The sequence below is a fragment of the Capnocytophaga leadbetteri genome, from assembly GCF_003054025.1.
Classification (GTDB): Bacteria; Bacteroidota; Bacteroidia; order Flavobacteriales; family Flavobacteriaceae; genus Capnocytophaga; species Capnocytophaga leadbetteri.
The window spans coordinates 87,186-98,353 of the sequence record NZ_QBKG01000002.1; the positions used below are offsets into that span (position 1 = coordinate 87,186).

An 11,168-nucleotide genomic window follows, 5' to 3' on the forward strand; every position below is an offset into this window, starting at 1 on the left:
AATTTACCCAGCAAAAAGTATGCCATTATTGTTTGCTCTAAGCATTTCTATACTCACTGGGCGTTTTGCCTATAGCAGTCTTAAAGGCAGTACTAAAGTATTTTTGCGAATTAAACCCTACTTCTAAAGCAATCTCAGCTATTGTTTTATCAGTGTTTCGTAGTAGGGCAGAGGCTACCTCTATGCGATATTTATTTACGTATTCACTAATGCCTAAGCCTGTTATTTGCTTCATCTTGCTGTATATAGTGGCACGGCTCATTGCCATTTTGGCAGCTATATCAGCTACCTCAAAATCAGCTTTACTATAGTTGTTTTTTATAAGTTCGTTTAGCTTTACCAAAAATACCTCATCAGCATTGCTAATAGTAGTAATAGTAGGGGCAGGTAAGGGCAATTCTTGCTGATATCTTTGTCTGATAAGTTCGCGCTGCTTTAACAGATTATTGGTAACCGACAGTAGTAGGTCTATATCAAAAGGTTTAGACAAATAGGCATCGGCACCTAATTTATAGCCTATTTTCTGACTTTCGCTATCGCTTTTAGCAGTCAGTAACACTACGGGTATATGGCTAATGGGCAGTTGCTCTTTTACCTGCTGACAGAACTGATAGCCATTCATTACAGGCATCATCACATCGCTGATGATAAGGTCGGGCTGGTGAGTTTTCAGTAGTAGTAGGGCTTCTTCTCCGTTTACAGCTTTAAGTACGTTTCTGAATAAGGGGCGTAGTTCGCTGTGTAAATAATTTAAAAAGTCGGTATTATCATCTACTAATAGTATACTATAACCAGTAGTGTCCATAGGGCTGAGGTTATGAGTAGGAGCTTGACTTTGCGAGGCTTCACCTTCAAACTTATCGAGTATAGCAGAAGGGGTATAAGGCAAGGTAACATAAAATACAGTATGCCCATTTTCGTCATAAGCCCCTATAGTGCCCGAGTGCATAGCTACTAACTCTTTGCAATATGCTAAGCCTATACCACTGCCTTTTTGCTGATGTTTCCCCTGCTGAAAACGCATAAAGAGCTTTTCAGTATCAATATTCTGCAAGCTAATACCTGTATTTTCTACCTGAAAACGCACGTTATCAGCGTTAGCAAAAGAGCGTAGATAGATAGTGCTGTGCTCATTGCTAAATTTTAGGGCATTCATCAGTAAATTAGAGATAACTACTCTTATTTTAGCAGGGTCAAGGGGTATAATGGGTAGGTTTTTGTCAAGACATAACTGTAGCCCGATATGCTTACTCTCTAACTCTTGTGCAAAATCATTGCTACAATCGGTCAGTAGGTGGTTCAGGTCGGTATGAGTTTTAGAAAGGCTGTTTTCTAAAGTCGTATTTCGGTTGTAATCTAAAATCCAATTGATAATGTTTTTCATCGCATTGGCTTGCCGAAAAGCACTTTCTAATAAAGATTTTGCCGTAGGACTAATAGCCTTCTCTTCAGTATTGCTTAGCAGTCGTTTTAGTGGTGCGTAGATAAGGGTTAGTGGGGTGCGAAGCTCGTGGCTTACATTGGTCAAAAACTGTATTTTGTCTTCGTTTAAGGCTTGCTGATGAAGCGCAATTTGCCATTTTAGTTGCTGTTTCTTACGGCGTAAATATATCCATATAGCCCCACCTGCTATGGCTACTACTAATAGTACTACCGCTATCAGAAAAGAAGTACGCTTATACCAAACCGGTAGCACTTCAAAGTCTAACAGAGGGGTCTCCGCTGTCCAAAAGCCATTTTTAGTCATACATGCTACGCTCACTTGATACTTTCCTACCGAAAGTAAAGAGATGTCCAACTGGTTATCGTAGGTTTCTATAACCGAAGTCTGTGCGTTATTCTTTATTTTGAAGCGGAAGAGAATGCGCCTAAACATATCTTTCTCATTAAGCCCTACGTTTATCTTCAGCGAATGAAAGTAAGGGGGTATTTCCTTAGGAAAATTCTCGTGAGTGTAGATTTTGCCGTTTAACTCTATGTTGTGCAGAAAAATCTGTGGAGGGGCACTCTGATAAGACTGTATATTGTAATTGATTTTTACCAATCCGCCTACGCCGCCCATATAAATATAAGGAGTGGTGGAGGCTTGTACGTAGCCGGTGAGCATATCGTTGGCTAGAAAGCCATCAGATGCATCGTATATCAGTATCTTTTTGCTGGGTATATAGTACGAAAACAATACATTCGAAGCATTTATCCACAGCCGTTGGGCATCGTCTATTTGCATATAACTGATTTGTCGAAACATATTGTCAGTAGATATAGCCGATAGTTTTCCAGTTGTAGGGGTGTAATTAAAAAGTCCGTTGGTAGTCGCAATCCACAGCTGCTGATGAGTATCGTAACAAAGAGCGGTGATAGCGCCCTCTGTTGGTAGTGTTAAATACGTGCTGATAGTGCCACCCTTACCGCTTATCTTGTAGAGAGTATTTCCTTTTGAAAGCAAAAGCGTATCACCTTGTATAGCTTGTAGTTGTAGAGCATTTTTAGCAGCAGTACCTTGTGCAAAAGCAACTTGTTCAAACTGCTGGCTTTTCAGCTGGTAGCGATAGGTGTTCTTAGCGGTGATGAGTATCTGCGCATCATTTATACGGTATACGAAAGGAGTAAAACCACTATGGCATTCTTGCTGGTCAGTAGTAGGGTCACGTAGTATAAATGGGGTATAGCTACGGGTATGAGTGTTGTAGATAAAAAGTCCTTTGCCGTATAATGATACTAACAGCTCATTAGGCGAAAATAAGGTGATAGATGATACCTTATCGTTATAGGTATTAAGGTGATGGGTAAATTGCTCAGTATGTGGATTGAACGCATTGATACCACCCCCATCAGTGCCTATCCAGAGGGTATGATCAGGGGCTTCGTATAAACTGATTACGGCACGCTCTGAAAGTCCGTTATTGGCACCTAAGGCACTATCTGTATAGGTTTTGATATAAGTTTCTTTGAAGAGAAAAACACCATCTCTTACCGTGCCAGCCCAAAGATTGTGGTTAGGGTCTTCGTATAGGGTAGTAATCGAATTGACCGGTAGCGAGTGTGCATCGCCTGCACGGTGTTGTAGATTTTCAAATTGCACCTTATCTGGCGAAAATACCGATACACCTCCTCCGTCAGTGGCTATCCATATCTGTCCTTTATAAGGTTTGATGTCTAAGATGATGTCATTAGGCAGAGCACTATTAGCTGTGCTATAGTGCGAAGTTTGCTGGGTCGTTAGCTGGTAGCAATATAGTCCTTTCTGAAAAGAAGCATAGTATATTTGGTGTTTTTGAGCATCGTAGTATAAGGCGGTTAGCGGACGTGTATTTTCGGTGATGAAAGGGCGAAGTTGTTGCGTCTGAAAGTCGTACAGATAGATGCCATCAGCTTCAGTACCTACTAACAATGTATGAGCATCAAAAGGCAATAGATGGTTGATAAGGCACTCCCTACTTTTGGCATAAGAGGCTTTTTGTAGTGGTAACCTACGGATATGTTTATGGCTGTAGTTATACTCAAAGATAGCCCCATAACCACCGAAATACACCCCTCTATCGGTTGCACAGATAGCAAAAAGAGGGGTATCTATTTTAGGTTGAAAAATATCTTCTGAGGGATTATAGCACCACACGCCTTTGTCAGTCACTGCCCATAGTTGATGCTGTTTGTCTTCTATTAAATGAAAGATATATAAGTCGGTATACTTCTGTATATGGTTTCTATCCACACGGTTGATACCCTGCCTTGTACCAATCCACAGCGTACCTTGGTAGTCGCGTAAGATAGCCGTTACCCCCGACTGCGATAGTCCTTGCTCTATAGAAATACGCTTAAAATAGTATTCAGTAGCCGACTTTTGTGCACTACACACCCAGCTGCATACTAAACACAAATATATGAGTAGAATTCTAACCTTCATCTTCCTTATAATTACGCGGCAAAGATACTGTGTAATTAGCAAATTAGCAAATTCACTCAAAATCACGAAATTTTAGAAAAATATTCTCTTCATACCTTCCCTTTACTTTGGATATACAAACGAGCCACCTACACCGAAGGATCTCCGAAAAATGAGCAAAGTAAAAATATCTAAAGTAAAGGGAATGTATAGAAGATTTTTTTATAACTATTTTATTTGTATTTCGTCAACGAATAATAGGGCAGGGGTACCCTTTCCTTCGTGCCAGTCAGGTATAATAGTACCTTTGAGCACTACCTTTACATAGCGTACAGAGGTTTTAGTAAAGTGTAATGTTGTAGGAATACGAGCTATAGGGTCACTTTTGGTAGCTGTGCTAAGGGCTTGCTGTGCGATGAGGTTAAATGTCTGTCCATCGGTTGAACCGTAGATAGCAACCTCACTGGCAGGGAATATCCAGTTAGGGGTGTCAGCAAGTGTGCCTGTGCTAAGGCTACTAATCTCTTGTGTATTGCCTAAATCAATAAGTACTTCTGCACCTGTTCTACCAGGGAAACCTACCCAATGTCCATCAATATAAGAGGCTTCTCCTATTTGGGCATCTACTAAGGCAGCCGCTCCTCCAAAAGTGTATTTAGGGTTAGGAGTAGTTAGTAGTTTTGCCGTCTTGTAAGTAGCTTTATTAAAATGCGATTGATAGCTAAATACGCCACTTATGGTATCGTTATGCACGGCTATAGCTTTTAATAATACATCATTGTCTAACTTAATAGGCTGAGTGTAAAGTTGGCTCTTAGGGGTAGGCTCGCTACCATCTATAGTGTAATATATCTTGCCGTTGCCTACCGTTAGCAAGTATGCCAAAATACCGTCTTTAGCAGGGGCGGGAGTAATAATAGGGGTGACTCCTAATATGTGTTTAGCATACCGATAACCTTCTTTTTGGTAAAGCTCAAGCAGATTGCCTAAGCGGTGTAAGAAGTTAGCAAAATCCTTTTGGGTAGGATTTGTCCATTGTACTTCTGATAGTGCTGCCAAGCGGGGTAATAGCATATACTGAGCGTGGGCAGGGGTTGCTATGTATTCTGTCCAAAGGTTAGCCTGTGCTCCTAATACATACTTAGCTTGTGCTGGACTGAGTTTAGGGTCTATAGGCTCGTAATCATATACTTTTTTTACAGGAAGGTATTCGCCTATTGATAGGGGTTCTTTGTTGGGGTCTTCACCTTGGTTATAATCAAAATAAAGACTGTAATGAGGCGTCATAATAGTGCGATTATGACGTTGAGCGGCTGCTATACCTCCTTCAGTGCCGCGCCACGACATCACAATAGCATCTTCTGAAATGTTATCACCTTCTAATATCTCGTCCCAACCTATAATTTCGCGTCCTTTCTTCTTCAGAAACTGTTCTACACGTTGTACTATATAGCCTTGTAACTGCTGTTCTGGGGTGTGTTCTCCCTTAGCTTTTAAACCTAATGCCTTTATTTTAGCTTGACATTTAGGGCATTCCTTCCAGCGTGTTTTAGGACATTCATCTCCGCCTATATGTATGTATTTAGAAGGGAAGAGAGCCGTTATTTCAGTCATTACATCTTCTAAGAAAGTGTAAGAGGCTTCGTTGCCAGCGCAAAGTACATCGTCAAATACGCCCCATTTAGTACCTACCGCATAGTCTTTGCCTATACAGCCTAACTCAGGGTAAGCCGTGAGTACCGCAAGGGTATGTCCTGGTATATCTATTTCAGGTATAATGGTGATGTAGCGGTCTTGTGCGTATTTCACTATCTCTTTTATTTGTTCTTGGGTATAAAACCCTCCATAAGGTTTGCCATCAAACCGGTGGGGCTTGTCCTTGTGTAAATGCCCAATAAGTGTTTGTTGGCGGGTAGCTCCTATTTCAGTTAAGCGTGGGTATTTCTTAATTTCTATGCGCCAACCTTGGTCGTCTGTCAGATGCCAATGAAAGGTATTAAGATTATGCAATGCCAGAATATCTATATATTGTTTTATAAAGTCGATACTAAAAAAATGGCGTGCAACATCTAAGTGCATACCACGATAAGCAAAACGTGGAGCATCATTAACTACTGCAGAAGGGAAAACCAATAGCTGTGGTTGGCTAACCTCTACTGACTTGCGTAGGGTCTGAATACCGTAGAAAGTGCCTGCTGCACTTGCCCCATTAATACTGATTTGCTTTTCAGTAACTGTTAGCTGGTAGGCTTCTTTATTAGTATTGCGAAGGGTAGCACTAAGAGCGATTTGTTTACCGTCAAAAGGGGCTGCTTTAGTATAGAGCGTAAGCCCTGTAAGGGTTTTTAGATACGAAGCCAGAAAGATGGCGTTTTGTTGTTGTAATGAGTCTCCTTGCGGATAGGTGATAAAGGTCTGCGTATCTAACACAAACGGACTCTGATGGGTGTAGTCTATAGATTGCGGTTGAGGTATTACATTGTAATTAATTACCGGTTGCACTTGTTTGCAACAGCCGATAAGGTATAAGGTCAGTATACTGTATAGTAGTTTTTTCATTGGTAGTATGGTGTTTAATATTTGATAGTTGAGATGTATTGTACTCGGTAAAAAGTGTAGGGCAGCTGTAGGTGTCGCTGTATTTGGGCAGTGGTGCTACGGTTAGTAATCAATACTTGTTTGCTACTGCTCAAGGCAAAGAGTACTGACTGTTTGCCTATCAGCTGTACATTGCTACGAGTAGCTGAAAAGTTACCTTTAGGCAAAGCTATTTCTGTAGGTACACTTACTGTTTTTGTTGTAGGGTTTACTTTGTATATAAGGGCACGCGAACCAGTGCTCTTGTTCTCGCGAGCATTGTCTATCACCAATACCTCATCAGGGGCTTGCACTATAGCGCAGTGAATGCCATGCGAAACATAGTGAGTGGTAGGCGTAATAGTACCTTTTTCACCCACACGATAGATTAACTCGCCTGTTCTTCCATTTATTTTCCACAGTTCACTATCCCGATTAGTAGTCATATAATAATTGCCTTCACTATCTTGGTCTATAGAATTGGCGTGTATCCAATCTTCTCTTACTTTTTTAGAATTAATAGTAGGATACTCAACCGGATTTAGATGGTCAAAACAACTCCACTGATAGGTTATTTCGCCTTTAGAGTTCATAATTACAAAACCATCACCGCGTACGGTATCGCTTTGAGAGCCTCCTTTCGTGCTAAGGTCTACAGTTTTGTCTATATAGGTCACTAGCCCTATATTACCATTGGGCATAGGTCTACATTCGTGGTGTACGTGGCAGTTTTGTAGTTCAGGTATGGTGCTAAAGTTTTTCTCAAGAGTAAGGTTACCCAAAAGGTCAATCACTTTCAGTTTTTTAGCATTAAATACAAAGAGTCCTTCCGAAGGGGCATCAGTCAGCATATAGAAGCGTTGGCTATGTGGGTCGTAATTTACTACGGCTGGGGTATCGGCTACAGGTTCATACCATACCACATTCCCGTTCATATCCATTAAGTAGATATGTTTACTATTTCTGTTGTTCGCTAGCAGATAGCCCTCTATTTTCTCGCTAAGCTCTTCTTTCAGTAGAATTGCATTAGGCAAGAATGCCTCTACACTCTTAGTTTTAAATGTTTTTACTACTGATTTGTCTCCTGCTTCTGTAATGATTTGGCAGCTATAGTCGGTGTCGGGTTTGAGTAGTAAGAGGGTACGTTGTGTACTGCCAGTAGCTTGATAGGTATCGGTGTATTTTACTTGTGCGGGGGTAGCAGTTTCCCAATAAGCGATATGGTAGGAAGTTTGGGTACTAAAAGTAGTCCTAACCTCGGCTCGTAGATAATTTGTAGGGCTTAGGCTTACACCGAAAGTGCTAATGGTACCCTGTGTACTGTTATGGTCATCTTCTTTTTGACAAGAAAAAAGAAGACAGCATACTATAAGTAGAGAAAGTATCGAGCGGTTCATATATTAGCTATATTTTTAAGATGAAAGTTATAAAAAGGGGGCTATGCAAAAGAATAGCCCCTTTTTTATTGTAAAAATCAATTTGCTATTTACTTATGAAAAACTTATTTTAACTACTAATAAGCTGTGTATTCAATAAAGTTGAAAGAAGCATCTAATCGGCTTGATAAAGGTTTCTTTTTCATCCACCCTTTATTAGCTTCGGCCGATATGATAAAGTCAAATTTCACTAATTCTGCACCATAGCTGGCTTGTAGGCTCTTAAGTGGGCGACCATCAAGGTAATACACAATTACATATTTATCAGCTGCTTTTTTCAGTTCTATAGTAAACTTGTACTCTTTGTCTGGGTCTAGTACTGCTACATAGGCCTCATAACCAGGTATTTCAGAGTATAAACGTAAGAGGTATTGTCCTGCTTTAGCTCCTAACCGTGTACGATCGCTTTCGTTACCATACCAAGCCATCATTGTAAGGCAGTGTGCCCCATTATCTTCGTTGGTAGTGTAGAGAGTGCCTCCTATCTGAAAGTTGGTAGCTTCTGTAATACCTATTAGTTGCGGTAATTTTACTGACCAAGTGTATTTGCCATAACCTACGGCATTTTTGTATCTTATTTTGGCATCACCGCAATAATTATCAACCGAAAGTACGAGTTTGCCGTTTTGTATTTTGTTATAGCCTACCCCATTACTTCCTACGTTAGTACTAGCTATCCAGTCGTGAGGGAAAGTGTTGAAAGTCCATCGTTTTACTTCTCCTTTATCGGGTTCAGGAGTTTCGTCTATTGGGTTTACTTGCGTGGTTGGTTCTACAGGGGTTATTGCATAAGGATAAGGGGTGTAAGACACATAATCCCATAAACCGTAGTGGTCTTGATAAGGCCAGTTATCACCTATAAACTTCAGATTCTCAGTGCTGCAGAATATATGGAAAGGATGCTCCTGACCGTAGTTTAGCTGCTGGGCAGCACATTTTACATCATCAATAAGCCACGTAGCAAAATACTTGTCGCCTACTAACTGCAGGTCAATCTTAAAAGTATGCCAAGCATTCTTTTTTATTTTCACCTTTTGTTGTACAAAAGGGTTATTCTGACTGGTAATATAGGCTATCACCTCATCATCAGCAGTAGCTAGTGTTTCACGTTCTTTGGCAGTGCCTGAACCTACTTCAAAATCGAGTTCATGTTTATCGCTATTCCAAAGCCAAGAACCTATGCTTACGCGCTCGGTAACTCCTAAGTCAGATATATAGGTACGCCAAGTGTAAAGTCCAGCGCCATATTGTTTTTTGCTCTTTAGCTTTTTGCGTTGCTGGGTGTTGGCTTCAGTGTAGATTTTTATTACTTTGCCATCTTCAGCTTCAGAGTTGTTTTCTACAGAGGTTTGCGAAACATCTGCATTTTCTCCTTGGCTGGCATTTAGCCACTCATCAGTATTAGTAAACTGCCATTTGAGCTCTTGTGCAGTGCTAAGAGTGGCCTTGTTAGGGGTATCGATATGACTCTGAGGGGTATCGCTAAAGCGTCCATCAGTATCGCTTTTGCTACAGCCTACCATACTAAGTACAGCAGCTGTTATTAGTAGGGGTTTAGTATATAATTTCATATTTATTTCTACGTTTAGGGTTATTGTTCTCTAAAAGAACGGTTGTTTTGTAGGTCGGGGTACTTATTGCTATATACACTAGGGATAGGGTAATAACGGCGTTGGTCGTACACTTTCAGCGGACTGTTGAATTTAGGGTATACTCTCCACTGAGGACTTAAGTCGTAAGGATTGGGTACTACATTGGGGTCTCTACGCGCATTCATATTAGCTTGCTTAGTTTCTAACTTCTGTTTGATAACGTCCATATACTTGTCTAAGCGATCTTTCCACAAGCCCATACGTATAAGGTCAATACGGCGTAGGCCTTCCATATTAAACTCAAATAGGCGTTCATCACATAGCTTGCTGCGAAATTCGTCTTTAGAAGCAAACTGAGCTAAGGTGTAGTTGTGGTTGCTATTCTGGAAAGCTCTTTGGCGTATCTGGTTAAGTAGGTCTACTGACTCCTGATTAACTCCATTTAGCTCATTTAAGATTTCGGACTTACAAAGCAATATATCAGCATAGCGTAATAGTGGCAAGTTATTAGGGGTATTGTAGTTATAAGTACCTGCTTTTTCGTAGAAATACTTGTCGGTATATACATTAGCTAACTCAGTGATACGCGGGCTTGATGCCTCATTGTCTAATGTACCCATTTGGGCAAGGGTAGGGGCTACGTACTTCTGGTCAGCATTATTAATATTGATAAACTCTCCTTTGATAAATTGGGTAAGACGTTCATCACTATGGTCAAACTGCCAATAGAGTTCCAAAGGGATGTTAAAAATATCCCAGCCCTTATTGTAATCCCAAGAAGTGAAATAAAGAGCTAAGTCAGAAGCTCCTGCTGGTACAGTTTCGCTACTGCGCACCGCAAAAATAATCTCGTTATTGTATAGAGCAGCACGTGTGCGAGGATTAAAGGGGTCGAAAGCATGCGCTTTTAGGACGTATTTGCCAGTGGCGATTACTTGGTTAGCATATACTAAAGCTGCTTGCCAAGCAGAGGTAGCATCAGAGCCTTGCTCGCGCAATCTACCCGCTTGTCGCATATATAAGCGCATAAGATAGCCATAAGCAGCTCCTTTAGTGGGGCGACCTGCATCGCTACCGTTTATATCCCATTCTAAAGGCAAATGGTTAGCTGCTATAAGTAAGTCACGCTCTATTTGCTGGTCTAAAGCCTCAACTGTCGATAGGGTAGGATTAGCTGTCGAGGCGTAAAAACCGTTTGTAATCAATGGTACACGGTAGAAAGTATTAGTGAGCTGATAATAGGCAAAGGCACGCATAAAGTGTGCTTCGGCTAATAAAACTGTTTTCTTTTCAGCATTAGCAAAGCGGCTATCGGGCATCTGGCTAATATTGTCGATAGCTGAATTGGCACAACCTATCATTTGCCAATTGCCGTTATAACTTGTCAGTAGCTGTACGTTATTGGTCAGACCATTATTGTTTAGAATCTCAAAATCATTACCTTCTTTAAATCCATCATCGGTAGGGAGGTCATTGATATAAAAAGTACTAGGGTGAGTGGCTGAATTGAGGTACCGATAGATACCATTTACCCCTTCTTGTGCGTTTTCTTCGGTAGTATAGGCATTATCAGCATTGTAAACAGAGCTTAAGTCTTCTTTTAGTTCACAAGCTGTAAACGATATTCCTAAAATACCTACTAATGTGTATGATATATAATTCGTTTTCATTCCTTTTCTG

Annotated in this window: 5 protein-coding genes; all 5 read right to left on the minus strand. The window is 40.7% G+C overall.

All coding sequences use genetic code 11. From position 1 onward, the window contains the following. Nucleotides 1-37: 37 nt before the first annotated feature. Nucleotides 38-3,904 (minus strand): two-component regulator propeller domain-containing protein, encoded by a 3,867-nt coding sequence (locus C8P65_RS03290; protein ID WP_107781289.1) that lies wholly within the window; start codon nt 3,902-3,904, stop codon nt 38-40. A 207-nt stretch (nt 3,905-4,111) separates the two neighbouring features. Beyond that, nucleotides 4,112-6,442 (minus strand): glycoside hydrolase family 20 protein, encoded by a 2,331-nt coding sequence (locus C8P65_RS03295; protein WP_107781291.1) that lies wholly within the window; start codon nt 6,440-6,442, stop codon nt 4,112-4,114. 14 nt (nt 6,443-6,456) lie between these two features. Next, complete coding sequence (locus tag C8P65_RS03300) at nt 6,457-7,857, minus strand: aryl-sulfate sulfotransferase (RefSeq protein WP_107781293.1); 1,401 nt, start codon at nt 7,855-7,857, stop codon at nt 6,457-6,459. 116 nt (nt 7,858-7,973) lie between these two features. Further along, nucleotides 7,974-9,467, minus strand: coding sequence for a toxin-antitoxin system protein (locus C8P65_RS03305; protein ID WP_107781295.1), 1,494 nt, complete (start codon nt 9,465-9,467; stop codon nt 7,974-7,976). Between the two features lie 20 nt (nt 9,468-9,487). Then, a complete protein-coding gene (locus C8P65_RS03310) occupies nt 9,488-11,158 on the minus strand; it encodes a RagB/SusD family nutrient uptake outer membrane protein (RefSeq protein WP_107781298.1) in 1,671 nt (556 codons plus the stop codon). Nucleotides 11,159-11,168: the final 10 nt, after the last annotated feature.